Origin of the sequence: Streptomyces sp. NPDC046870, from assembly GCF_040704595.1 — a bacterium.
GTDB lineage: Bacteria > Actinomycetota > Actinomycetes > Streptomycetales > Streptomycetaceae > Streptomyces > Streptomyces argyrophylli.
The window spans coordinates 958,161-983,598 of sequence record NZ_JBEYXM010000001.1; the positions used below are offsets into that span (position 1 = coordinate 958,161).

17 protein-coding genes are annotated in these 25,438 nt (G+C 72.2%); 9 read left to right on the top strand and 8 right to left on the bottom strand.

The window, feature by feature from the left end:
• Positions 1–44 precede the first annotated feature (44 nt).
• Positions 45–458: an organic hydroperoxide resistance protein gene (locus AB0946_RS04295; RefSeq protein WP_366759080.1), complete on the bottom strand. Its 414-nt coding sequence runs from the start codon at positions 456–458 to the stop codon at positions 45–47.
• A gap of 74 nt (positions 459–532) precedes the next feature.
• Between AB0946_RS04295 and AB0946_RS04300 the strand changes: the two genes are divergently transcribed.
• On the top strand, positions 533–1,024 hold the full coding sequence (locus tag AB0946_RS04300) for a MarR family transcriptional regulator (protein ID WP_366759081.1): 492 nt from the start codon (positions 533–535) through the stop codon (positions 1,022–1,024).
• On the opposite strand, the gene AB0946_RS04305 is transcribed toward AB0946_RS04300, so the two are convergent.
• On the bottom strand, positions 972–2,450 hold the full coding sequence (locus tag AB0946_RS04305; protein WP_366759082.1) for a glycosyltransferase family 39 protein: 1,479 nt from the start codon (positions 2,448–2,450) through the stop codon (positions 972–974). The two genes, AB0946_RS04300 and AB0946_RS04305, sit on opposite strands and share 53 nt — an antisense overlap.
• A 231-nt stretch (positions 2,451–2,681) precedes the next feature.
• Here AB0946_RS04305 and AB0946_RS04310 point away from each other — a divergent pair, with 231 nt between their 5' ends.
• Together AB0946_RS04310 and AB0946_RS04315 are read left to right on the top strand one after the other, a co-directional pair.
• Positions 2,682–3,953 carry a glycosyltransferase 87 family protein gene (locus tag AB0946_RS04310; protein WP_366759083.1) on the top strand — a complete coding sequence of 424 codons (1,272 nt, stop codon included), beginning with the start codon at positions 2,682–2,684 and terminating at the stop codon, positions 3,951–3,953.
• 44 nt (positions 3,954–3,997) lie between these two features.
• Entirely contained in the window at positions 3,998–5,614 is a 1,617-nt protein-coding gene (locus AB0946_RS04315; RefSeq protein WP_366759084.1) for a glycosyltransferase family 2 protein, read from the top strand.
• 151 nt (positions 5,615–5,765) lie between these two features.
• Here the strand turns inward: AB0946_RS04315 and AB0946_RS04320 are convergent, their stop codons facing one another.
• Positions 5,766–6,404, bottom strand: coding sequence for a TetR/AcrR family transcriptional regulator (locus AB0946_RS04320; RefSeq protein ID WP_171155728.1), 639 nt, complete (start codon positions 6,402–6,404; stop codon positions 5,766–5,768).
• A 203-nt stretch (positions 6,405–6,607) separates the two neighbouring features.
• Here AB0946_RS04320 and AB0946_RS04325 point away from each other — a divergent pair, with 203 nt between their 5' ends.
• The 4 genes from AB0946_RS04325 to AB0946_RS04340 all read left to right on the top strand — a co-directional run bounded on the left by AB0946_RS04325 (position 6,608) and on the right by AB0946_RS04340 (position 12,388).
• Entirely contained in the window at positions 6,608–7,522 is a 915-nt protein-coding gene (locus AB0946_RS04325; RefSeq protein ID WP_366759085.1) for an ABC transporter permease, read from the top strand.
• Positions 7,515–8,414 carry an ABC transporter ATP-binding protein gene (locus AB0946_RS04330; protein WP_366759086.1) on the top strand — a complete coding sequence of 300 codons (900 nt, stop codon included), beginning with the start codon at positions 7,515–7,517 and terminating at the stop codon, positions 8,412–8,414. The genes AB0946_RS04325 and AB0946_RS04330 overlap by 8 nt, the downstream gene beginning before the upstream one ends.
• A 102-nt stretch (positions 8,415–8,516) precedes the next feature.
• Entirely contained in the window at positions 8,517–10,727 is a 2,211-nt protein-coding gene (locus tag AB0946_RS04335) for a CDP-glycerol glycerophosphotransferase family protein (protein WP_366759087.1), read from the top strand.
• Positions 10,724–12,388, top strand: coding sequence for a glycosyltransferase family 2 protein (locus tag AB0946_RS04340; protein WP_366759088.1), 1,665 nt, complete (start codon positions 10,724–10,726; stop codon positions 12,386–12,388). Before AB0946_RS04335 ends, AB0946_RS04340 begins: the two co-directional genes overlap by 4 nt.
• 26 nt (positions 12,389–12,414) lie before the next feature.
• Here the strand turns inward: AB0946_RS04340 and AB0946_RS04345 are convergent, their stop codons facing one another.
• Both AB0946_RS04345 and AB0946_RS04350 read right to left on the bottom strand, forming a co-directional pair.
• Entirely contained in the window at positions 12,415–13,809 is a 1,395-nt protein-coding gene (locus AB0946_RS04345) for a hypothetical protein (RefSeq protein ID WP_366759144.1), read from the bottom strand.
• A gap of 247 nt (positions 13,810–14,056) precedes the next feature.
• A complete protein-coding gene (locus tag AB0946_RS04350) occupies positions 14,057–19,003 on the bottom strand; it encodes an NAD-glutamate dehydrogenase (protein ID WP_366759089.1) in 4,947 nt (1,648 codons plus the stop codon).
• 599 nt (positions 19,004–19,602) lie between these two features.
• Between AB0946_RS04350 and AB0946_RS04355 the strand changes: the two genes are divergently transcribed.
• Positions 19,603–20,169 (top strand): DJ-1/PfpI family protein, encoded by a 567-nt coding sequence (locus tag AB0946_RS04355; RefSeq protein ID WP_171155722.1) that lies wholly within the window; start codon positions 19,603–19,605, stop codon positions 20,167–20,169.
• A gap of 130 nt (positions 20,170–20,299) precedes the next feature.
• On the opposite strand, the gene AB0946_RS04360 is transcribed toward AB0946_RS04355, so the two are convergent.
• On the bottom strand, positions 20,300–20,968 hold the full coding sequence (locus AB0946_RS04360; protein WP_366759090.1) for an HAD family hydrolase: 669 nt from the start codon (positions 20,966–20,968) through the stop codon (positions 20,300–20,302).
• 56 nt (positions 20,969–21,024) lie between these two features.
• Entirely contained in the window at positions 21,025–21,540 is a 516-nt protein-coding gene (locus tag AB0946_RS04365) for a hypothetical protein (RefSeq protein WP_366759091.1), read from the bottom strand.
• A 336-nt stretch (positions 21,541–21,876) separates the two neighbouring features.
• Here AB0946_RS04365 and AB0946_RS04370 point away from each other — a divergent pair, with 336 nt between their 5' ends.
• Complete coding sequence (locus AB0946_RS04370) at positions 21,877–22,362, top strand: Rv3235 family protein (RefSeq protein ID WP_366759092.1); 486 nt, start codon at positions 21,877–21,879, stop codon at positions 22,360–22,362.
• A 171-nt stretch (positions 22,363–22,533) separates the two neighbouring features.
• Here AB0946_RS04370 and secA read toward each other — a convergent pair whose 3' ends face one another.
• Positions 22,534–25,344 carry a preprotein translocase subunit SecA gene (gene secA / locus AB0946_RS04375; RefSeq protein WP_366759093.1) on the bottom strand — a complete coding sequence of 937 codons (2,811 nt, stop codon included), beginning with the start codon at positions 25,342–25,344 and terminating at the stop codon, positions 22,534–22,536.
• Between the last annotated feature and the right edge of the window lie 94 nt (positions 25,345–25,438).

Consider the following 25,438-nt stretch of genomic DNA (forward strand, 5'->3'; position numbering starts at 1 on the left):
GGGCCGGCCCCGGCCGGGCCGGCCCCCTCGGGTGTGCGCGGTGCCTACTCGACGACCAGGTCGACGTCGATGTTGCCGCGGGTGGCGTTGGAGTACGGGCAGACCTGGTGGGCGGTCTCGACGAGCTTGCGGCCGGTCTCCTGGTCCAGGGTGTCGGGCAGCTCCACGCGCAGGGTCACCTTCAGCCCGAAGCCCTCGCCCTGCTTGCCGATGCCGACCTCGGCGGTGACGGCCGCGTCGCTGACGTCGACCTTCGCCTGGCGCCCGACGAGTCCGAGGGCGCTGCCGAAGCAGGCGGCGTACCCGGCGGCGAAGAGCTGCTCGGGGTTGGTGCCCTCGCCGTTGCCGCCCAGCTCCACCGGCGGCGCCAGCTTGAGGTCGATCTTGCCGTCGGAGGAGACGGCGCGGCCCTCGCGGCCGTGGGTGGCGGTGGCGACAGCGGTGTAGAGCGCGTCCATGAAGACCATCCCTCTCGGGTGTTCGGTTCGTTGTGAGCACAAGTAGAGCACACAACTGAGTTGTGCACAACTAAATGGACCGCAAGAGCTATCCTGGACCCATGACCGACACGGAGTGGCTGCGACTGGACCGCCAGATCTGCTTCTCGCTGCACGCGGCGTCCCGCGCCTTCAACAGCGTCTACCGCCTGATCCTCAAGGACCTGGGGCTCACCTACCCCCAGTACCTGGTGATGCTGGTCCTGTGGGAACACGGCGACCTGCCCGTCAAGAAGCTCGGCGAACAGCTGCGGCTCGACTCCGGCACGCTCTCCCCCCTCCTCAAGCGGCTGGAGGGGGCCGGTCTGGTGCGGCGCGAGCGCAGCGCGCGGGACGAGCGCTCGGTCCGGGTCCACCTCACCGAGGAGGGCACGGCCCTGCGCGAGCGGGCCCTGGAGGTGCCGCCCCGGATCATGTCGGCGACCGGCCTCGACCTGGCGGAGGTCGTCGACCTGCACGCCCGCCTGCAGCGGCTCACGACGGCCCTGGACGCGGCGGCGGAGGCTGAGGCGCGAGCAGCGGGCTGACCGGGCGGACGTACAGCCGTACGGTCATCCCGCCCCGCACGGTCTCGTCCTGCCCGAGGAACTCCCGCCCCAGCACGTCGGTCTTCGCCTGATCGACGGGACTGCCCGGTGCCTCGCGGCCGGTGAGCAGCTTGCGGTCCGCCACGACCCACACCCGGTCCACCCGCGCGAGCCTGCGCCGCACCTGAGCCGCAGCGGCCTCGCGCCCGTACAGCGTCCCGGACCCGGCGGCCCCCGCCACGAGCGCCACGTCCCGGGTCCCCCGGAACGCCCCCGGGTAGGCGAGCGCCACGTTCCGCGCCGACGCCGGCACGAACAGCACGGGATCGCCCGGCTCCACCCTGCGCGCGACGGCGCGGGAGACGGCACCGAGATCATCCGGCCGGCCGCCCGGGTCGCGGTCCTCCCGCAGGAGCGGGAACTGGTGGAGGAGGCAGAGGGCGACGGCGAGGACGCCGGTGAAGGGGACCGCGCCGGACCACGGGAGCGGCCGCAGCCTCACCGCCCCCGCCACCCGCTCGGCCCCGGACGCCACCAGCAGCGGCGCCCCCGACAGCGCGTAGAGCACGTACCGGTCGACGTACAGCGGCGAGAACTGGGACGCCAGCATCAGCACCGCCGGCGGCACCACGACCAGCGGCAACGCCACCCCGGCACACGTCGGTTCCCCCCGCCTGCCCACCAGGCCGACCAGCCCCACCAGGGCCAGCGCGAGACACACCCAGAACACTTCGTCCGACGGCCCCAGGAACCTCCTCAGCAACCTCTCCGCCGTATCCGCCGTAGGCGTGCGCAACCAGGCCACCTGCGCCGACTGACACCGCGAGACCAGCACCAGCGGCACCAGCGCGACCGCGACCGCCGCCGCCGCGCTCCCCCACCCCCGCCACACCCGCGCCCCGGCCCGCGCCAGCGCCAGCGACACCGCGTGGGCGGGGAGCAGCAGCACCGCGAACTCGTGCAGCCAGCAGGTGAGTCCGAGGACCGCGGCGTACGGCCACCACGACCCGCACCGCACGGCCCGGACGAACAACAGGGTCGCCGCGGTGGCGCCGGCCGCGACCAAGGCGTAGGAGCGGCCCTCCTGCGCGTAGTGGCCGGCCATCGGCGAGACGGCGTAGAGCAGCCCGGCCCACAGGCCGACCCGCGGCCGGGCCAGCCGGGCACCGAGGGCGGCCACCAGACCCGCCGTGAGGGCCGCCGCGCACACCGACGGCAGCCGCAGGGCGACCTCACCGGGGTGGACGGCGAGGACCGGCCGCAGCAGCAGGTAGTACAGGCCGTGCACCGCGTCCACGTCGTGCAGCAGGAGCCAGATCCGCGGCGCCGTGCGACGCCCGACCTGGAAGCTGACCGCCTCGTCGCGCCACATGCCGCCCCGGTCCAGGCCCCAGAGCCCGAGCGCGAGCATCACCAGCGCGGGCACGCCCACGACGGCGGCCCGGTGGAGGCGGGTGGGCCCGAGTGTCCCGTGCGGGGGGTGGCTCGTTGCACCTGTCGGTACGTCCGTGGTCGTTCCAGCCGCCCGACGCGACTGCGGTTTCGCAGGAAGCCCGACGTTCACCTCGGCCCGATCTCTTGCGATTAGCCAATATTTGCGGCTCTTGACGGCGTATCAGCATGATTACACCATCCGTACCGCTTAGGCTCCCATGTGATGAACCGTCTCCGTGTCACCCCCGGCCCGGTCCTCACCCTCGCCGCCCTGTGGCTCGCCACCCGCGCCCTGATGCTGTGGCTGCTCGTCCACGGCGGCGCCCCGCTGCTGGGCGGCGGTTCGGTGACCCGTGAGGTGTGGCGGCTGTACTTCCACTGGTACGGCGTCCTCGCGCACGGTTCCTTCCCGGTGCACGACACGCTGTGGCAGTACCCGCCGGGCGCGGGCGCGGTGCTGCTGGCGCCGGGCCTGCTGCCGGGCCTGACGTACTTCGAGGCGTTCGTGGCGCTCACCCTGGGCGTGGACGCGCTGACCACGGCGGCGCTGCTCCGCACGGGCACCCGGCCCGGGCGGAGCCTGCTCGGCGCGGCGCTGTGGACGGGCGGTCTGCCGCTGCTGCTGCACATGCCGCTCGCCCGGTACGACGTCCAGGTCACCGCCCTGGCCGTGCTGTCCCTGCTGGCCTCGGCGCGTTCCCCGCGCGCGGGCGGTGTGCTCGGGGCGCTGGGCGCGCTGGTGAAGGTGTGGCCGGCGCTGGTGCTGCTGGGCACGCCCCGGGGCCGGCCGACGCGCACGGCGTGGGCGTGGGGGGCGTGGGCCGGGGGCGCGTGCCTGGCCGTGCTCGCGGCCCTCTTCACGCATCCGCTGTCCTTCCTGCGGGAGCAGGGCGGCCGGGGCGTGCAGATCGAGTCGCTCGGCGGTACGGCGCTCAATCTGGCCCGGCACTTCGGCTGGCCGGGCCGGGCCCGCTACCAGTACGGCGCGATCGAGATGACCGGCCCCCATGTGCACGCCGTCGCCACCGCCTCGCTGACGCTGACGGCGGTCTCCTTCGGGCTGCTGGTGCTGTGGCGGGTGCGGGCGCGCCGCTGGAACGAGGCGACGCCGTACGACGCGGCGCTGAGCGCGGTGCTGCTGTTCACGGTCACCAGCCGGGTCATCAGCCCCCAGTACATGATCTGGCTGATCGGGCTGGCCGCCGTGTGCCTGACCTCGCGGCACACCGGCCAGCGGCCGGTGGCGGTGCTGATCCTGCTGGCGTCCGCGCTGAGCACGGTGGCGTTCCCGATGTACTACCGCGAGGTGATCGACGGCAGCTGGGCCGGGTGCCTGCTGATGCTGTCCCGCAACGGGCTGCTGACGGCCGCCGCCGTGCTGTCCTTCGTACGGCTGTGGCGGTCCACGCGGCCGCCGGCCGGACGGCCGGTGCCGAGGACGCAACCCCGGCCCGGTTCCGACCGTCTTCGGGAGCGAGTACTGAGCGCCTCCTGACGGCGCATCACCGAGTCTTCCCACGCTCCCGGCCCGGGGACCCCATGCATCCAGCACCGCGCAAGACGCACCCGGCCCCGACGGCTCAGGTCGCCGTGGTCGTCATCGGCTACAACGACCGCGCCCATGTGGGCGAGGCCGTGCGCTCGGCGCTGGCGCAGGGGTCCGCGGTCGCCGAGGTGATCGCCGTGGACGACTGCTCCACGGACGGCAGCGACGCCCTGCTCGCCGGGCTGGCCGCCGGTGAGCCGCGGCTGCGGGTGGTGCGCCGGAGCGTGAACAGCGGCGGCTGCGGCAGTCCGCGCAACACCGGGATCGACGCGGCGACCGCGCCGTACGTGATGTTCCTGGACAGCGACGACGTGCTGCCGCCCGGCGCGGTGGACGCGCTGCTGACGGCGGCCACGCAGGCGCGCGCCCAGGTCGCGAGCGGTCTGTGCGTGCGCCGGGAGCTGCCCTCGGGGCGCGAACAGCCCTGGCAGGCGGCCCTCTACACGGCGCACACCGTCCTCGCGCGCCCCTCGCAGCACCCCGGGCTGGTCCAGGACACGCTGTGCGTCAACAAGCTGTACCGCACCGACTTCCTGCGCGACCACGGCATCCGCTTCCCCGAGGGCCGCTTCCTCTACGAGGACTTCGTCTTCACCGCGCGCTTGCTGGCCGCGTCCCCGCGCGTCGCGCTGGTCCCGGACCGGGTCTACGTCTGGCAGGTACGCCGGTCGGCCGGGCGGCTGTCGCTCTCGCTGGACCGGGGCGGGATCGGGAACTGGACGGCGCGTGTCGAGGCGTGCGCGCTGGCGTACGACATCCTGCTGGACGCCGGGCAGAAGGAACTGGCCCGGGCGGCACGCGCCAAGTTCCTCGACCACGACCTGCGCATGTACGCGCGCGAGCTGGGGTTGCGCGACGCGCGGTACCGGCGTGCCTGGTGGGCGCACACCCGCGCGTACCTCGCCCGCTACGACGCGGCCGGCCGGGAGCCGGACCCCGCCACCCCCGGGGGCCTGCTGGCACGGGTCGTCCTGGCCTCCCCCGAGCCGCGCGACCTGCCCCGCCTGCGCGAACTCGCCGCCCGCCCGGCCCGTCTGCTCCCGCCGTACGCCCGCACCCCCGAGGGCGGCCCGGTCTGGTCCGCCGACCTCCCCGAGGTCTCCCTGACTCCCCTGCTGACCGGGCCCGTCGCCGCGCTCCCGCTCGCGGTCGACGCGGAACTGCGCCCCCGCGCGGGGACCTCACTGCTGCGCCTGCGGCTGCACGAGCTGTACGGGAGGGTGGCCGAGGCGGGGCCGCCCGAGGTGGACGTGGAGTGGCACGCGCGCGACGACGACCGCGGGCGCGGGCGCACGGCGGTGGCGCTCTCGCCCTCCGGCCCGGACGGCTGGTCCGCCGAGGTGCCCGTCGACCTGGCACGGCTCGGCGCGGGCACCTGGGACCTGCGTCTGACCCTCCGCTTCCCGGACGGCACCCGGCGCGAGACGACGGCACACGCCCTCACGGGCGCGGGCCGGCTGCGCCGGCGCGCCGTGCCGAGCGCCGTGCACGGCGTACTCCTGGCACAGCCGTACGCCACGCACTCCGGTGCGCTGGCCCTGCGGGTGGCCACCGGCCTCCGGGGCGTGCTGACCGTGGCCCGCGGCCGGCTCCGCCGCCTGCTCCACTGACGCACGGCGGACATCCGGCGGGTACGACAGGTGCGGCTGAGCCTCCGGAGTCGGCACGGTCGCGGGGTCCCGCCGCCGGGGTCCGGGCCGTGCGCCGGCGCCGGGCCCGCCGTGGCTGTTCGCGCGGTCCGCCGCGCTCCTTGCGGGCGTCTCAGAGCGCCTTCAGCGCACCCGCCGTCGCCCGCGCCAGTCTCTCCAGGTACCCCTTGGGCAGCTTCGGGGAGCGGATGACCACCGAGCGCCAGTACAGCGGCCCGGAGATCAGGTCCAGGGCCAGGTCGGGATCGACGCCCGCGCGGACCTCGCCCCGCCCCTCGGCCGCCGCCATGATTCCGCTGGCCACCCCTTGCTGCCCGTCCCGCAGCGCCTTCTGGAAGGCGTCCGCGATCTCGGGGTTGCGGGCCGCCTCGGCCTGGAGGTCGGGGATGATCTGGGACGCGACCGGGTGGCGCAGGGCGCGGGACGTGACCTCGTACAGGAGCCGCAGGTCACCCTCCAGGGAGCCGGTGTCGGGCACCGGGAACCCGGTCACCGCCATCGCCGAGACGACGTCCAGGACCAGGTGGAGCTTCGAACGCCACCGCCGGTACACCGCCGTCTTGCCGACCCCGGCCCGCCGGGCGATCCCCTCGATGGACATGCGCGCGTACCCGACGGCCGCCAGTTCCTCGAAGACGGCCGCGCGGATCGCCTCGGTCACGTCCTCGCGGAGCACGGCCGCCCCGGCGGGCGCCCGGCGGCGCGGACGCGCCGGCGGCTCGTCGGCTGACTCGGCGGCGTTCGTCGTCATACCGACAGCATAGGGCGTTACGACGAAACGGTTGCGTCCCGACGTCTGTTGGACTTACGCTCGCGTTGCGACGATACGGTCCCGTCCCGACGTAAGAGAACGTGAAGAGAAGCGTAAGTAAACGCCGGACGACGGGCCCGGACGCGGCGAACCCGGCGAAAGCCGGGCGCAGCACCCCCTCCCCCCGAGCGAAAGCAGCGGATGTGAGCCAGGTCCTCCACACACCGCCCCCCACCCGGGCCCCGGCAGACGACGATCTCGCGGCGCTGGCCGCCCGGCACGGCCTGTCGGTCAGCGGCGCCCGCCCCACCCTGCCGGAGTACGTCCGCCAGCTGTGGGCCCGCCGCCACTTCATCGGCGCCTTCGCCACCGCCAAGCTCACCGCGCAGTACAGCCAGGCGAAGCTCGGCCAGGTCTGGCAGGTCATGACCCCGCTGCTGAACGCGGCGGTCTACTACTTCATCTTCGGCGTGCTGCTCGGCACCAAGCACAACGTGCCCGACTACGTGCCGTTCCTGGTCACCGGCGTGTTCATCTGGACCTTCACGCAGAGCTCGATCATGGCGGGCACCCGGGCCATCTCCGGCAACCTCGGCCTGGTCCGCGCCCTGCACTTCCCACGCGCCGCCCTGCCGATCTCCTTCGCGCTCCAGCAGCTCCAGCAACTGCTGTTCTCGATGGCCGCGCTGGTCGTCATCCTGCTCTGCTTCGGCGTGCCGGTCTCCGTCTCCTGGGTGCTGGCCCTGCCGGCGCTGGCACTCCAGTTCACGTTCAACGCCGGTGTGTCGATGGTCATGGCGCGGATGGGCGCGAAGACCCCGGACATCGCCCAGCTGATGCCGTTCGTGCTGCGCACCTGGATGTACGTGTCCGGCGTGATGTGGAGCATCGACAAGCTGGCCGACAAGGACGACCTGCCGCACGTCGTCACCGTCCTGCTGGAGATCAACCCGGCCGCCGTCTACATCGACCTGATGCGGTTCGCGCTGATCGACAGCTTCCACGCGAGCCAGCTGCCCCCGCACGTGTGGGCGGCGGCGATCGGCTGGGCCCTGGCCGCGGGCATCGGCGGCTTCATCTACTTCTGGAAGGCTGAGGAGACGTACGGCCGTGGCTGAGCGCAGCGAAGAGAAGGTCCCCACCGTCGTCGCCGACCGCGTCGACATCGTCTACCGGGTGAACGGCACCGGCGCCGGCCGGGGCTCCGCCACCGCCGCCCTCAACCGCATCCTGCGCCGCAAGCAGGCCGAGAAGGCGGCCGGCGTGCGCAAGGTGCACGCGGTCAAGAAAGTGTCCTTCGTCGCCCACAAGGGTGAGGCGATCGGGCTCATCGGGACGAACGGCTCCGGGAAGTCCACCCTGCTGAAGGCGGTCGCGGGCCTGCTCCCGGTGGAGAACGGGCGCATCTACACCGACGGCCAGCCCTCCCTGCTGGGCGTCAACGCCGCCCTGATGAACGACCTCACGGGCGAGCGGAACGTGTTCCTCGGCGGGCTCGCCATGGGCATGTCCCGGGAGCAGATCAAGGAGCGCTACCAGGACATCGTCGACTTCTCGGGGATCAACGAGAAGGGCGACTTCATCACCCTGCCGATGCGCACGTACTCCTCCGGCATGGCCGCCCGGCTCCGTTTCTCCATCGCCGCCGCCAAGGACCACGACGTCCTGCTCATCGACGAGGCGCTGGCCACGGGCGACCGCTCCTTCCAGAAGCGGTCGGAGGCGCGGATCCGCGAGCTGCGGCAGCACGCGGGCACGGTCTTCCTGGTCAGCCACAACAACAAGTCGATCCGTGACACCTGCGAGCGGGTCCTGTGGCTGGAACGCGGCGAGCTGCGCATGGACGGGCCGACCGAGGACGTCATGAAGGAGTACGAGGCGTTCACCGGTGACAAGAAACCGGCCCCGAAGAAGCCCGCGCCTAAGGCGGATGCCACAAAAGCGAAGCCGGATGCCACAAAAGCGGGCGCACCGCAACCGGACGCCGTGAAAGCCGGTCTTCCTTCCTGAGCGCAGCTCTTACGCCAACCGTAGTTATCCCTTTCATACGCTTAATGACAGTATGTTATGAAGGGTGCGGCGGGAGACGACGAGCCGAAGGAGTCCATCGCGATGCCCCAGTTGAGCGTGATCGTCCACGGGCCGAACGCACAGGGGCATCTGACCGATCTGCTGGACTCCCTGGAGGCCCATCCCCTCACCGGCTGCGAGGTGATCGTCGCCGCCGTCGGCGACTGGGCCCAGGAGACGGCCGAGCACCACGCGCCCGAGACGATCGTCGTCCCGCTGCCGGACGGCACCGGTGACCCGCAGGCGCGGGCGGTCGGCGCCGCCCGCGCGTCCGGCCGCTGGCTGCACTTCGTCCACGCCAAGGACGGCCTGCCGGCCGGCGCCCCCCGCCTGATCGCCGAGCGGACCGCCGAACTGGACGCCACCGCCTCCGCCGACCCCGTCGACGTCCTCCTCTTCGACCACGTCACCACCACCTGGCAGACCGCCGCCAAGCCCTCCCGCGACGGCCGCCACCTCGCCGCCGTCGGCCGGGCGGGCCGGTCCCTGGACGAGACCGCCGACCTGCTCCGGCTCACCCCGCTGCTCGGCAACCGCGCCCTGCGCGCCGCGTTCTGGCGGGCCCACGAGGAGCGGCTGAACACCGACGACGAGCAGCGCGCCGCCCAGGCGGCCCTGCTGTACGCCGGCCGGATCGCCTGCCTCAACCAGACGGCGTACGAGCACCGCGTGCTGCGCCCCGAGAGCCTGCCGCCGCGCGCCCCCGAGGACCGGCTCGGGCTCATCGACCGCTACGAGTCCCTGCTCGCGCTCGCCAGGGACCGCCGCGCCCCCCGCACGGTGCTGTACGACCTGATGGTGCGCGACCTCATCCGCACCTTCGCCCGCGAGGAGCTGCCCGACCCGGTGGCCCGCGAGTTCTTCCGCCGCGCCTCCGTGGCCGCGGTCCGCTGGCGCCCCGAGGGCCACCGGCGCCCGGCGGGCCCGGAAGGCGTGCGGCACGCGCTGCTGGAGGAGGGCGCGTACACCAAGTACCGCGCGTTCCAGGCCGCCAACCGCACCCGCCGCGCCGCCCGCAAGGCCGTACGCACCCGCAAGCGGCAGCTGAGCACCAGGATCCGCGACCACCAGTACCAGCGCGCCCTGAGCCGCCCGGTGGACCCGCACCTCGCCGTGTTCGCGGCCTACTGGGAGCGCGGGGTGGCCTGCAACCCGGCCGCCATCGCCGCCAAGCTCGCCGAACTCGCCCCGCACATCCGCCCGGTGTGGGTGGTGAACAAGCAGAACGAGGCCCTGCTGCCGCCCGGCACCGACCACGTCGTCCCCGGCACCCGCCGCTACTGGGAGACCCTCGCCACCGCCAAGTACCTGACCAACAACGTCAACTTCCCGAACGCCGTGGTCAAACGCCCGGACGCGGTCCACCTCCAGACCCACCACGGCACCCCGCTCAAGCGCATGGGCCTGGACCAGATGGACCACCCGGCCGCCGCCAAGGGCCTGGACTTCGCCGCCCTGCTGACCCGGGTCGACAAGTGGGACTACAGCGTCAGCGCCAACAGCCACTCCACCCGCATGTGGCAGCGTGCCTACCCGTCCCGCTACACGTCCCTCGACTACGGCTATCCGCGCAACGACGTCTTCTACACGGCCACCACGGCCGACGTCCGCGCGGCCCGTGAGCGCCTCGGCATCGCCCCGGGCAGGACCGCCGTCCTCTACGCCCCCACCCACCGCGACTACGAGGCCGGCTACACCCCCCGCCTCGACCTCGCCGCCCTCGCCGACCGCCTCGGCGACGACACCGTCCTGCTCGTCCGCGCCCACTACTTCTACGGCGGCGCCGCCTCCCCGCTGACCGGCCTGCGCCGCTCCGGCCGGATCATCGACGTCTCCGCCTACGACCCCGTCGAGGAGCTGTGCCTGGCCGCCGACGCGCTGGTCACGGACTACTCGTCGATCATGTTCGACTACGCCAACCTGAACCGCCCGATCGTGATCTACGCCGACGACTGGGAGACGTACCGGACCACCCGCGGCGTCTACTTCGACCTGATGGCCGAACACCCCGGCCAGGTCGCCCGCACCCAGGAGGAGCTGGCCGAGATCTTCCTCTCCGGTGCCTGGCGCGACGAGAGCGCGGCCAAGGCGCGGGCCGCGTTCCGGCGCCGGTTCTGCGAGTACGACGACGGGCGCGCCGCCGAACGGGTCGTGCGCCGGGTGTTCCTGGACGAACCGGAGGACGCGCTGCCGCCGGTGCTCCCCATCGAGGACCGCACCCCCGCCCCCACGCCCGAGGAGGCCACGGCATGACCCGCCCCGACGTCACGGTCACGGTCATCGTCTACAACGACGCGGCCCGCCTGCCCCGCGCGGTGGCCTCGCTGCGCGCGCAGACCCACGCGAACATCGAGATCGTCATCAGCGACGACCACTCCACGGACGGGACGCCCGCGGTGGCCCGGGAGCTGGCGGCCCAGGACCACCGCATCCGCTACATCCGGCTGCCGGAGAACAGCGGCGGATGCAGCGCCCCGCGCAACCGGGCCATCGAGATCGCCCGGGCGCCCTACCTGATGTTCCTCGACAGCGACGACGAACTCCCGCCGCGCGCCGTCGAGTCGCTGCTCGCCGCGCACCGCGAGCGCGACGTCGACTTCACCATGGGCGCGGTCCGCCGGGTCCGGGTGGACAACGGCCGCCGCTCGACCTGGATGCCGCACCTGGTCGCCGAGCGCCGCACCCTGGAGGGCATCGAGGCGGACCCCCGTCTCCTCTTCGAGCACCTGTCGACGAGCAAGATGTACGCGCGCGCCTTCCTCGACCGCCACCAGCTCCGCTTCCCCGAGGGCATCCACTACGAGGACCAGCTGTTCTCGGCGCAGGCGTACTGCCTGGCGCGGGCGTTCACGATCATCCCGGACCCGGTGTACGTCTGGTACATCGAGCCGTTCGCGGACGCCTCCTCCGCCTCCATCTCCAACCAGCGGCACAAGATCTCCAACGTCGGCGACCGGGTGCACGTCCAGCGGCTGATCGACGAGTTCCTGGTGAGCAGCGGGCACGCGGGGCTGCGGGAGGACAAGGACTACAAGTTCCTCAAGCACGACTTCCGGATGTACGCCGGTGACCTGCCGTACCGGGACGAGGAGTGGCTGACGTCCTTCGCGGAGATCATGAACCCCTACCTCGACACCCTCTCCCCCGAGGCGTACGGCCGGCTGCCGCGTGCCGAGCGGGTGGTGCTGGAGCTGCTGCGGGACGGCCGCACGGACGAGGCCCGGCTGGCGGCGCGCGGACTGGGGCACGCGGTGGCACCGCGGCGGGTGACGGCCGACGGTACGGGGGTCCCGTACTGGGGTGACACCGTGCCCGCGACGGACCGCGCCCGCCGCGAACTGGACGTGTCCGAGCTGGAGCTGGACACCCGGCCGTTCCCGACCGCCCTGTTCCGGCACGAGATCACGGGGCTGACGGCCGGTGCGGGGGCGACCCTGACCCTGGCGATCCGCACCTACGACCCCGGTCTGCGCCTGCCCGTGGGGCCTCAGCGCGCGTCCCTGCTCCTGACCCCCGGCCGGCGCCGCATGACGACCCCCTTCCGTCTGGACCCGGTCCGCCCCGGCGTCTTCGAGGGCACGGTCCGCCTCGACCTCGCGTCCGCGCCGGTCCCGCTCCACGGCTTCCAGGGCGTACGGCACCCCCTGGTCCGGCTGGAGCAGCAGGGCCTGTCCCACTCCGGTCTGCTCCTGGCGCCGTTGGACTTCCCGGCCCGTACGGCCCGCATCGACTACCACCGCGGTGCGGCCCCCCACGAGCTGACCGTCGAACCGGAGGGCCGCAACCCGGGCCGGCTCCAGTTCCGCTGGCGCCCGGTCGGGGTGACGGCCCGGATCACCCGGCCGGCCGTCCGCCGCCTGGCGCGACCGCGCGTACGGAACGCCGCGCGGCTGGTGGCGAGTGCGCTGAAGTAACCGCGGGGAACTGTCGTGCCGTCGGCTCAGGGCACCACTCGGTACAGGACCTGTCCACCCGGGCCCACGGCCGTCCTGCGGAGCCACGGCGCTTCGGCACCGCCCACGACCCACTTCACCCCGTACTCGCGCAGGACCGCCCGCCGTTCCCCCGCACCCGTCGCCGGCGAGAAGTACCGGTCCACCGCCGCCTGTCTCCGTCCGGCGTCCGGGAGGAAGAAATCCGGGTAGCCGGGGGCCACGGTGTACGGGCCGTACGCGGGGATCTGCCGAGCCGGGAACTTGCGCGCCATCACCACGTCCCCGTACCGCACCCCCGCCCGCATGATCCACTGGTAACCCGTCCACGGCGTGCGGTACTTCGCCGCGACCGCCCCGGGCAGCGCGTCCCGCGGCACCGCGTACCCGAGCGTCCCGGCCTGCGTCCAGGCCCCCACCGCCAGCGCGGCGAGCAGCACGCACGCCCACCCGCGCCGCGCCGCGGCGCGCCCCGCCGACACCGTCTCCAGCGCCGCCGCGAGCTGGGCGGGGATCAGCGCGGCGGGCAGGGCGCGGCCCCAGGAGTAGTGGCCGGTCAGACCTCCCGCCGCGAACACCAGCGCGCCGAACAGGAAGAAGAGGGCCAGGGGGTCGCGGTGGTCCCTGCGCAGGCGGGGGCCCAGTGCCACCACCCCGAGCAGCACCAGCCCGAACCGCCCGGCCAGGTGCTGGTACAGCGGCCGGTGGACGGCCTCCAGGTCCGCGCCGGCGGAGAACAGCGCGAAGAAGTCGTAGTACGGCCAGAGCCACAGCACCAGCAGACCCAGCAGCAGTCCGGTGCCCAGCCGGAGCAGCGCCCCGCGCGCCGGCCGCGCCGCGAGCACCGTGGCCAGCCCGCCCAACGAGGCCACCACACCGGTGAACTGATGGCACAGCAGGATCACCGCCCACAGCGCACCCAGCCCCAGGCACGCCCCCCAGGTCGCCTCCCCGCGCACCGCCCGCGTCAGCCAGGCCCAGAAGTGGAAGGCGAGCCCGAGCGCGAACACACTGGGGTACGACACCGTCAGCGCGAGGGAGTTCAGCCCGACGAAGCCGCTCCAGTCGAACAGCAGCGGCCCCCAGAGGAAGACCAGGCTCAGGAAGGCCAGCGCGGGGGCGGCGCGGTGGCCGCTCAGCGTACGGACGTAGCACCGGACGCCCGTCACCAGCAGACCCAGGCCGGTGAGCGCGGCCAGGCGCAGGACCACGAAGACGGACAGGCCCGTCAGCTTGGCGACGGTGCCGAGCAGCAGCATCCAGGGTGAGTGGTACGGGCTCGGCGTGCCGGCGTCGACCAGCGGGTTGCCGGGGTGCAGCAGGCTGTGCCGGAAGCGCTGGATCGTGGCCGCGTGCATGCCGAGGTCGCCCGCCCACGGCAGGCGGACGACGACCCAGAACATCAGCACCACGACGAGCGCGGCGGCGACCTGCGGCAGCTCACGGCCCACGCGCGACGCGGAGCCGCCCGGTGGTGCCGTACGGTCCACCTGTTCGGTGTCAGACGGCGCGGTGTGCACACGCCGACCCTATCCGACCCGCCGCGAAGAGCAGGAAAAGGTAAGTTCTCCGCACGTTTCGTACGAGAAGCGGGCAAGAAGAAGGGCGCCCCGGGGAGACGGTCCCCGCGGCGCCCTTCCCGCCGTACGGCTACGAGTGCGTCCGCAGCAGCGTCCGCATCGTGCGCATCGCCACCGACAGGTTGGCGAGGTCGAACGAGTCCGAGCTGCGGATCTCGTCCAGCGTGGTGCGGGCCCGGCCCAGGAGCGCGCTGTTCTTCTGCTCCCACGCCTCGAACCGCTGCTCCGGCGTCGAGGTGCCGTTGCCCGCCGCGAGGACGTCCGCGGTGAGGGCCGCGTGCGCCGCGTACAGGTCCTCACGGATGGAGGCGCGGGCCATGGACTGCCAGCGGTCGGCGCGCGGCAGCTCGATGATGCGGTCCATGAGCTGGGTGATGTTCAGCCGGTCGGCGAGGTCGTAGTAGACCTCGGCGACGTCCAGCGGCTCCTTGCCCATGCGGTCGGCCACCGACACGATGTCGAGCGTCGGGAAGGCGGAGGAGAAGCCGGCCACGCGGGTGGCGAGTTCGTCCGGGACGCCGGCCGCGGACAGCTCGTCGTACACGTGCTGGTACCACGCCGCGTCCGCGCCGCGCAGCAGCTTCGGCAGCTCCTGCCAGACCCGCTCGACCCGCTCGGCGAAGAACTCCACCGTCTCGGCGAGCTGGAGCGGCTGCGGCCGGTTGTTGAGCAGCCAGCGGGTGCCGCGCTCGACCAGACGGCGCGAGTGCAGGCGGATGCGGGTCTGGACGACCGCGTCGACCCGGTTGTCCAGGGCCTCGACGGCGTCCCACACGGGCGCGGAGCAGAAGATCGCGCGGGCCGCGGTCTGGGCGCGGACGATCTCCTCCAGGGAGGCCCCGGTCTCCTCGCGCAGCCGGTGCAGATACGTCGTACCGCCCGTGTTGACCGTGTCGTTGACCAGCACGGTCGTGGTGATCTCACGGCGCAGCGGGTGGTTGTCGATCGCCTCGGCGAACCGCTCGCGCAGGGCCGTCGGGAAGTAGGCGTGCAGTAGTCCGCGCAGGTACGGGTCGTCCGGCAGCGAGGTCCGCAGCAGCTCCTCGGCGACCGTGATCTTCGTGTACGCGAGCACGACGGCGGTCTCCGGGCTGGTGAGGCCCTGGCCCTGGGCGAGGCGCTCGCGGATCTGCCGGTCGGTGGGCAGGAACTCCAGCGCCCGGTCCAGGTGGCCCTCGCGCACCAGGTGGCGGATGAACCGCTGCTGGGCGTGGAGCATGTCCTTCGCCTGGAACAGGGCGTTGGCCAGGGCGGTGTTCTGCGCGTAGTTGTTGCGCAGGACCAGCGCGCCGACCTCGTCCGTCATCTCGGCGAGCAGCTTGTTGCGCTGCTTGACGGTCATGTCGCCGTCCGCGACCAGGCCGTTCAGCAGGATCTTGATGTTCACCTCGTGGTCGGAGGTGTCCACACCGGCGCTGTTGTCGATCGCGTCGGTGTTGATCTTGCCACCGTGCAGGGCGAACTCGATCCGGCCGAGCTGGGTCAGGCCCAGGTTGCCGCCCTCGCCGACGACCTTGACCCGCAGGTCCTGGCCGTCGACGCGGATGGCGTCGTTGGCCTTGTCGCCGACGTCCCCGTTCGACTCCGTCGACGCCTTCACGTACGTGCCGATGCCGCCGTTCCACAGCAGGTCCACCGGGGCCGTGAGGATCGTCTTCATCAGGTCGGCCGGGGTCATCTTGGCGACCTTGCCCTCGATGCCCAGCGCCGCGCGGATGTGGCTGTTGAGCGGGATCGACTTGGCCGTGCGCGGGAAGATCCCGCCGCCCGCCGACAGCAGCTCGGTGTTGTAGTCGGCCCAGCTGGAGCGGGGCAGCTCGAACAGGCGGCGGCGCTCGGCGTAGGAGACGGCCGCGTCCGGGTCGGGGTCGATGAAGATGTGCCGGTGGTCGAAGGCGGCGACCAGGCGGATGTGCTCGGACAGCAGCATGCCGTTGCCGAACACGTCACCGGACATGTCACCGATGCCGACGACCGTGAAGTCCTCGCTCTGCGTGTCCACGCCCAGCTCGCGGAAGTGCCGCTTCACGGACTCCCAGGCGCCGCGGGCGGTGATGCCCATGCCCTTGTGGTCGTAGCCGGCGGAACCACCGGAGGCGAAGGCGTCGCCGAGCCAGAAGTTGTAGGTGTTCGCGACGTCGTTGGCGATGTCCGAGAAGGTCGCGGTGCCCTTGTCCGCGGCGACCACCAGGTAGGTGTCGTCGCCGTCGTGCCGGACCACGTCCCGCGGCGGCACGACCTCGCCCGCGACCATGTTGTCGGTGATGTCGAGCAGCGCCGAGATGAACGTCTTGTAGCTGGCGATGCCCTCGGCGAGCCAGGCGTCGCGGTCCACGCTCGGGTCGGGCAGCTGCTTGGCGACGAAGCCGCCCTTGGCGCCGACCGGCACGATGACGGTGTTCTTCACCATCTGCGCCTTGACCAGGCCGAGGATCTCGGTACGGAAGTCCTCGCGCCGGTCGGACCAGCGCAGGCCACCTCGGGCGACCTTGCCGAAACGCAGGTGCACGCCCTCCACGCGCGGCGAGTACACCCAGATCTCGTACGCCGGGCGCGGCGCGGGCAGGTCCGGGATGGCCTGCGGGTCGAACTTCATGGAGACGTAGTCGTGCGGCCGGCCGCCGGACGCGTCCTGGAAGAAGTTCGTGCGCAGGGTCGCCTTGATGACGGTCAGGAAGGACCGCAGGATGCGGTCCTCGTCCAGGCTGGCCACCTGCTCCAGCGCCGCGTCCAGCTCCTCCAGCAGCGCGTCGGTGATCTCCACACCGGCCTGCTGCCGCTCCGGGGACATCCGCGCCTCGAACAGGGAGACGAGGAGCCGGGTGGTGTGGACGTTGTTGCGGAGGGTGTCCTCCATGTAGTCCTGGGAGAAGGTCGAGCCGGCCTGCCGCAGGTACTTGGCGTAGGCGCGCAGCACCATGGCCTGCCGCCAGGTCAGCCCGGCGCTCAGCACGAGCGCGTTGAAGCCGTCGTTCTCGGCCTGACCGGTCCAGGTCGCGGCGAAGGCCTCCTGGAAGCGCTCGCGGGCGTCGTCGCCCAGGTACTCACCGCCGCCCGCCGCCTTCGGCATGCGCAGACCGAAGTCGTAGATCCAGGCGGTGATGCGGTCCGCGCAGCGCAGCTCGTAGGGCCGCTCGTCGGTGACCTCGACACCGAGCCGGCTCAGCACCGGCAGCACCTTCGAGAGGGAGACCGAGCCGCCCTTCTGGTAGATCTTGAAGCGGCGCTCCTCGGGCGCGGCGCCCACCGGCTCGTACAGGCTCAGCGAGAAGGTCTTGTCCTCGCCGAGCTGCTCCAGGTGGACCAGGTCCGCGACCGCCGCACGCGGGCTGTGGTCGGCCTTGTAGCCCTCGGGGAAGGCGTTGCCGTAGCGGCGCAGCACCTCGGCCGCGCGCTCCTCGCCGCACTCGGCGGTCAGCGCCTCGGCGAACGCGTCGGCCCAGGAGCGGGCTGCCTCGACCAGGCGGGCCTCGATGCGCTCCTTGTCGGCGTCCGACAGCTCGGACAGCTCGGTGCCCGGCGGCACCCGGACGACGAAGTGCAGCCGGGACAGGATCGACTCGGTGTTCCAGGCGGTGAAGTCGACGCTGACGCCGCCCAGCTCCTCCTTCAGGATGTCGATGATCCGAAGGCGCACGCCGGTGGTGTAGCGGTCGCGCGGGAGGTAGACGAGGGCCGAGTAGTAGCGGCCGTACTCGTCCTGGCGCAGGTACAGCCGCAGCCGGCGGCGCTCCTGGAGGTAGAGCACGCTCGTGGCGATGGACTGCAGTTCCGCGGCGGGCGTCTGGAACAGCTCGTCACGCGGGTAGGTCTCCAGGATCTGGAGCAGGTCGCGGCCGTCATGGCTGTTGGGCGAGAACCCGGCGCGCTCCAGCACCTCGTCCACCTTGCGGCGGATGACCGGGACGCGGCGCACGGACTCGGTGTACGCGGCGGAGGAGAACAGACCCAGGAAGCGCCGCTCGCCGACGACGTTGCCGTCCGCGTCGAACTTCTTGACGCCGATGTAGTCCAGGTACGACGGCCGGTGCACGGTGGCCCGGCTGTTGGCCTTGGTCAGCACGAGCAGCTTGTGCTCGCGCGCCTTGGCCCGGGCGTCGGCCGGGAGACGCTCGAAGGAGGGGCTGACCGGGTGCTGGTCGTCCTCGGCGTGGTGCGGGTCCGCACGCAGTATGCCGAGACCGGTGCCGGGCACGGCGGCGAGCGTGTCGTCGTCGCGCAGCTGGTACTCGCGGTAGCCGAGGAAGGTGAAGTGGTCGTCGGCCAGCCAGTGCAGCAGCTCGCGGGCCTCCTCGACCTCCGGCCCGGGCAGGTCGCCGGGGACGGGCTCGCCCTCCAGGTCGTCGGCGATCCGGACCGCCGCGTCCCGCATCTTCTCCCAGTCCTCGACGGCCTCGCGGACGTCGGACAGCACGCGCAGCAGGTCGGCGGTGATCTGCTTCAGGTCCGCGCGGTCGGTCTCGCGGTCGATCTCGACGTGGATCCAGGACTCGACGTGCGTGTCGTGCGGGAGGTCGCCGGTGAGCCCGGCGGGCCGGTCCGGCAGTACCTCGATCAGCTTGCCGGTCAGGTCCCGCCGCACGACGAACTGCGGGTGGATCACGACGTGGATGCCGCGCCCCTGCCGGGTCAGCTCGTTGGTGACCGAGTCCACGAGGAAGGGCATGTCGTCGGTGACGACCTCCACGACGGTGTGGCTGCAGGTCCACCCGTTCTCCTCCACCGTCGGGGTGTGCACCCGGACGTTCGCGGTGCCCTGGGGGCGGGTCTCGGCGAGACGGTAGTGCGAGACCGCTGCGCCGAAGACGTCGACCGGGTCGCGGTCGGCGAGGTCTTCCGGGGCGGTGTGCAGGTAGTAGCGCTGGAGGAACGCGAGCACGGACTCGCTGTCCGGGGTGCCGGGGGTGCCCTCGCTCGTCGTCCCGGTCGGTAGGTGGCCCCCGACCGGGCTGTTCTCAGCTACCCGGGCGGCCCGTTCGAGCAGCTCGGCCTTGGCTTCGTCCAGCTTGGTCTGCATTGTCCTCTGGCTCCTGTCGCGCGCCGTTGCGTGACGTAGAAGGAAGTACGGTCTCTTTCCCTCCGGCTCGACGCCACGGCCCGGGGTGTCCGGTCCGGTCCGACGCTATGCCGCGAGGTGAGATGAGCGGGGGGAATTCGGCCATTCTCGGCACGTCCGTGGAGTGTGACGCTGCTCTCGGCACCGCCGCGTCCCGGGCCGTCCTCGGCGTCCTGGAGGCGTCCGCGCCCCCGTCCCGCCCGCGAAGACCGGCGACCGCGGCCCGGTCACGGAGGTGTTCCGTGCAACCCGGGCGCAGGGCAGGAGCAGGATCGCCCCCGCGAGATATCGCGCTGATCACGCCACAAGGCTATCGCCACTTACCCCGGGCCCGTCATGAGCCGTATGTGTACAAAACCGAGGGGCGAAGTTTGACGTTCTGCACAGCGGCGGGGCGGGTGGGGGTGGCGTATCCGACGGCTGGTCCACGTCCGGGACACCCGGTCGCGCCCCCGCGTCCGCGGTCGCACCCTGAAAAGCGCCGGGCCCTCTTGGCAAGGGGTGCCCGGCGGAGGCACGGTGCCCAGGACACTGTGCGGAGTCTCCCCGGAGGAGCCGACATGCCCACCAAGATCCTCATCGTCACCGGCGACGCGGCGGAGTCACTGGAGGTGCTCTACCCCTACCAGCGGCTGCGCGAAGAAGGTTACGAGGTCCACATCGCCGCCCCCACCCGCAAGACCCTCCGGTTCGTCGTGCACGACTTCGAACCCGGTTTCGACACCTACACCGAGAAGCCCGGCTACACCTGGCCCGCCGACCTGGCCTTCTCCGAGGTCGACCCGGGCGACTACGCGGCCCTCGTCATCCCCGGCGGCCGGGCCCCGGAGTACCTGCGCAACGACCCCGAACTGCGCAAGATCCTCAAGGCCTTCTTCGACGCCGACAAGCCGGTCGCCCAGATCTGCCACGGCCCGCTGCTCACCGCCGCGATCGACTCCCTGCGGGGCCGCCGGGTCACGGCCTACCCGGCGCTGGAACCGGACATGCAGGCGGCCGGCGCGGGCTTCCAGGACAGCGAGGCGGTCGTCGACGGCACCCTGGTCTCCTCCCGCGCCTGGCCGGACCACCCGGCGTGGATGCGGGAGTTCCTGACGGTGCTGCGCTCCAAGGCACCGGTGAGCTGAGCACCGTCCGCGCGGGGCGCCGTCGGGCTCGCGGTACGCCGGCGGCCTTCCGCCGTGGCCGGCCGCGTGCTTCCCCGCGCCCTGCGGGCTGGAGGAGCTGGGGGAGGGTGGCCGCCGGTCCGCGGCCCGGCTACGCCGCCATCCTCCGCGCCTCGGCGACCGCCTCGGCCAGCGTGTCCACCACCGGCACCCCCGCCCCCTCCAGACTCACCCGGCTGTGCGACCCCCCGCTGTACAGCACGGCCCGCGCTCCCACGTGCCGCGCGGCGACCGCGTCGTCCGCCGCGTCCCCGATCACCACGGTCCGCTCGGGCGCCACCACCCCCGTCAGCGCCTCCAGATGCCGCACCATGTGCTCGGCCTTGCTGCCACCGGACGGTCCCGTACGCCCGTCGACCCGTATGAAGTGCGCCTCGATCCCGAAGCCCCGCACCAGCGGCACCAGGTCCTCGTGCCCGTACATGCTCAGCAGCGACTGGCTGTGCCCCGCCGACCGCCACCCCGCGAGCAGCTCCTCCGCCCCCTCGGTCAGCCGGCACCGCACCCGGTGCTCGGCGTAGTAGCGGTGGAAGACCCCGTCCATCAGCTCCCACTCGGCGTCGGACGGCAGCCGGCCGAGCAGCCGCTCGTAGAACTTCGGCACCGGCACGCAGTACAGCGTCCGGTACTGCTCGAGCGTGATCGGCGCCAGGCCCAGCTCCGCGAAGGCCGCGTTCGTCGCCCCGATGATCGCGTCATTGTCGTGGAACAGCGTCCCGTTCCAGTCCCAGACGATGTGCGCGCTTCCCTGCGTCCCCATGTCCAAGACCGTACCCGCCCCCGCTGACAATCAGGGCCCGGCCGTGGTGGGTGGGCTCAGCCCAGCGCGACCAGGCTGGGGATCTCCTGCGTGGCGTACCACAGCAGCTCGTGGTCGTCCGCGCCGTCCACGACGAACTGCGCGTCGTCGTCCCCGCCGTCCGCCGCCTCCAGGGCGTCCGCCGCGGCGGACACGTCCGGCTCCGCGTCCTCGGCGTCGACGTGCACGGCGGCCGCCGCCTTGGCGAGCGGCACCCCGGCCTTCACGGTGACCTCCCCGAGCGCGGCGGGTTCGAGCGCGCGGTCCGGGTCGGTGCTCGCGGCACCGTCGGGCACGTCCACGGCGACCACGACCCGGCGCCGCGGCGCGTCCGGGTCCGCCGCGAGCAGCCGCAGCGAGGCCAGCGCGGCCCGGCCGAGCGCGGCGTACTCCAGCTCCTCGATGTCCTCGGAGAGGTACCACTCGCGCAGCCCGGGCGTGACGGCGTACGCGACGAAGGGGCCGGTCCCCAGCTCACCCGTCTTATACGCCTCGGCGAGAGCGGGGAGGGTCAGGGGGACGTAGACGCGCATGCTGGCCGCTCTTTCCTGTTCCTGGTCGAAGGCTCCGCTGGGCCCCGGGGAAGGCGGCTGGCGCGTCTCCCGGAGGGCCTTCAGGATACGTGCGGCCGTCCCCTTTCGGGCCCCTGCCCGCACTCGTGGAGGCGTCCACTCCACGCCCTCGATTCACCCCCGCCGGCCGCCTGACCGCGGGGTGCGGGACTCCCCGGGTCCCTCGGATAGGTGAACCGTCCGTTCCCTTCCCCGCGCACCGCCGCTTCCTTGCGGCCCCCTCCGGCGCCCCGTACAAGATCCCCACCATCCAGTTACCGCCCGGTATCCCCCGGGCCCGCCGAACGGGGACGCCCCATGAACAAGGTCATGAGCCGTACCGCCCAGCCCCGCCCGCGGCACCGCCCGCCGACCCGCCGCGACTCCCGCCGCCCCGGCGGTGCCCCGCCCCGCACGCCCAGCCGCCTCACGGCCGCACGGCCGGAAGAGGCCCGTACGCGGCCCGGAGCCGCCGTAGGGCAGCCCCGGCCCACTGACCTCTTCGCCGAGCGCCTGCTGGCCGTCCTGAGCGGTCAGCGGCCCGTCCACTGGATGCTGCGGCACACCGCGGGCCGCGCCTACGACGACCTGGCCCGCCTGGCCGAGCACAGCCCCCTGCGCACCCTCGGCCCCCGCCCGGTCGTCCACGACATCGGCTACTACGTCCCCAGCCAGGGCGCCCTGGAGGTCTTCGCCCGCGTCGCCGCCGGTGGCCGGCTACGCGCCATGGCCTTCCGGCTGGAGCTCGGCAAGGACCTCCGCTGGCGCTGCACGGCGGTGGAAACGGGCCCGCCGCAGGGGTGAGGGGCACACTCCGCGGGGCTGGGGGCAGGCCGTAGGGCCGGGGCACGGGAACCACCGTGGCCGTGCCCGCGCGGCCCGGGGCACCGCGCCCAGCGGGCAACGCGACGGGGCCGGGCCCCCGGAGAAAGGGAACCCGGCCCCGCTCGACCGCTGAAGCGCCGCGGGCGACCGCTACTTCTTGCGGCGCCGCCCGCCCTTGGCCTGCCGGCGTCGCTCGGCCCGCGTGAGCCCGTCCGACTCGGAGCGCACCGGCTCGTCCTCCTCCAGGTCACGCTCGACGATGCCGCCCTCACCGTCCACCGTCGGCGCGGAGAAGTGCAGGTCCCGCCGCTGCGGAACATCCAGCCCCTTCGCACGGATCTCGGGACGCGCGCCCGCCTGCGCCGGCACCGTGTCCTGGACGCCCTCGCCCACCGGCTGGGCCTCCTCGACCGGGACCTCCTCGACCTGCTGCTCGACCTGGACCTCCAGGTTGAACAGGTAGCCGACGGACTCCTCCTTGATGCCGTCCATCATCGCGGTGAACATGTCGAAGCCCTCGCGCTGGTACTCGACCAGCGGGTCCTTCTGCGCCATCGCGCGCAGGCCGATGCCCTCCTGGAGGTAGTCCATCTCGTAGAGGTGCTCGCGCCACTTGCGGTCCAGGACCGACAGCACGACCCGGCGCTCCAGCTCACGCATGATCTCGGAGCCGAGCTGCGCCTCGCGGGCCTCGTACTGCTGGTAGATGTCCTCCTTGATGGACTCCTCGATGAACTCGGCGGTGAGACCGGCCCGGTCGCCGGCCGCCTCCTCCAGCTCCTCGATGGTGACCTTCACCGGGTACAGCTGCCGGAACGCGCCCCACAGCCGGTCCAGGTCCCAGTCCTCGGGGAAGCCCTCGGAGGTCTCGGCGCGGACGTACGCCTCGATGGTGTCGTCCATGAAGTGCCGGATCTGCTCCTGCAGGTCCTCGCCCTCCAGGACACGCCGGCGCTCGCCGTAGATGACCTCGCGCTGCCGGTTGAGGACCTCGTCGTACTTCAGGACGTTCTTACGGGTCTCGAAGTTCTGCGTCTCGACCTGGCCCTGCGCGGACGCGATGGCACGCGTGACCATCTTGTTCTCGATCGGCACGTCGTCCGGCACGTTGGCCATCGACATCACGCGCTCGACCATCTGGGCCTTGAACAGGCGCATCAGGTCGTCGCCCAGCGACAGGTAGAAGCGGGACTCGCCCGGGTCGCCCTGACGGCCGGAACGGCCGCGCAGCTGGTTGTCGATGCGCCGCGACTCGTGCCGCTCGGTGCCGAGGACGTAGAGGCCGCCCAGCTCCTCGACCTCCTCCTTCTCCGCCTTGACGGCCTGCTCGGCCTTCTCCAGGGCGGCGGGCAGGGCGGCGGCCCACTCCTCGATGTGCTCCTCGGGGTCGAGGCCGCGCTGGCGCAGCTCCGCCTCGGCGAGGTCCTCGGGGTTGCCGCCGAGCTTGATGTCCGTACCACGGCCGGCCATGTTGGTGGCCACCGTCACGGCGCCCTTGCGGCCGGCCTGGGCGACGATCTGCGCCTCGCGCTCGTGGTGCTTGGCGTTCAGCACCTCGTGCTGGATGCCGCGCTTGCTGAGCTGCTGCGAGAGGTACTCCGACTTCTCGACGGAGGTGGTGCCGACGAGGATCGGCTGGCCCTTCTCGTGCTTCTCGGCGATGTCGTCGACGACCGCCTCGAACTTGGCCACCTCGGTGCGGTAGATCAGGTCCGACTGGTCCTTGCGGATCATCGGCTTGTTGGTCGGGATCGGGACCACGCCGAGCTTGTAGATCTGGTGGAACTCGGCGGCCTCGGTCATCGCCGTACCGGTCATGCCGGAGAGCTTCTTGTAGAGGCGGAAGAAGTTCTGCAGGGTGATCGTGGCGAGCGTCTGGTTCTCGTCCTTGATGTCCACCCCTTCCTTCGCCTCGATCGCCTGGTGCATGCCCTCGTTGTAGCGGCGGCCGGCGAGGATACGGCCGGTGTGCTCGTCGACGATCATGACTTCGCCGTCGATGACGACGTAGTCCTTGTCCTTCTTGAAGAGTTCCTTGGCCTTGATCGCGTTGTTCAGGTAGCCCACGAGCGGGGTGTTCACCGACTCGTACAGGTTGTCGATGCCCAGCCAGTCCTCGACCTTGCTGACACCCGACTCGTGGATGGCGACCGTGCGCTTCTTCTCGTCGACGTCGTAGTCGCCGGTCTCCTCGACGCCCTTGAGGGGGTTGCCGGCCTCGCCGCGCTTGAGGCGCGTGACCAGCTTCGCGAAGTCGCCGTACCACTTGGTGGCCTGGTCGGCCGGACCGGAGATGATCAGCGGCGTACGGGCCTCGTCGATGAGGATGGAGTCGACCTCGTCGACGATGGCGAAGTTGTGGCCGCGCTGCACCAGCTCGTCCTTCGACCACGCCATGTTGTCGCGCAGGTAGTCGAAGCCGAACTCGTTGTTCGTGCCGTAGGTGATGTCGCACGCGTACTGCTCGCGGCGCTGCGCCGGCGTCATGTTGGCGAGGATGCAGCCGACGCTCAGGCCCAGGAACTTGTGGACGCGGCCCATCATCTCGGAGTCGCGCTCGGCCAGGTAGTCGTTGACCGTGATGAGGTGGACGCCGTCCCCGGACAGGGCGTTCAGATACGCGGGCAGCGTGCCGACGAGGGTCTTGCCCTCACCGGTCTTCATCTCGGCCACATAGCCGAGGTGGAGCGCGGCACCGCCCATCAGCTGCACGTCGTAGTGGCGCTGGCCGAGGACACGCTTGGCCGCCTCGCGCACCGTGGCGAACGCCTCGGGGAGCAGGTCGTCCAGGCTCTCGCCGTCGGCGTAGCGCTGCTGGTACTCCGCGGTGAGGGCCCGCAGCTCGGCGTCGGAGAGGTCGACGAAGTCCTCTTCGATGGAGTTGACCTGGTCCGCGATGCGGTGCAGCCTGCGCAGGATCTTGCCTTCGCCTGCACGCATGATCTTCGAGAGGACGGACACGGGGGCTGGTCTCCTTGCCGGTCGGGCCTGGGACGGTCGGTTTTCCTTCTGACGTACTGAGCAACGGCCATCGTATGCGAGGACCCGGCCGCGC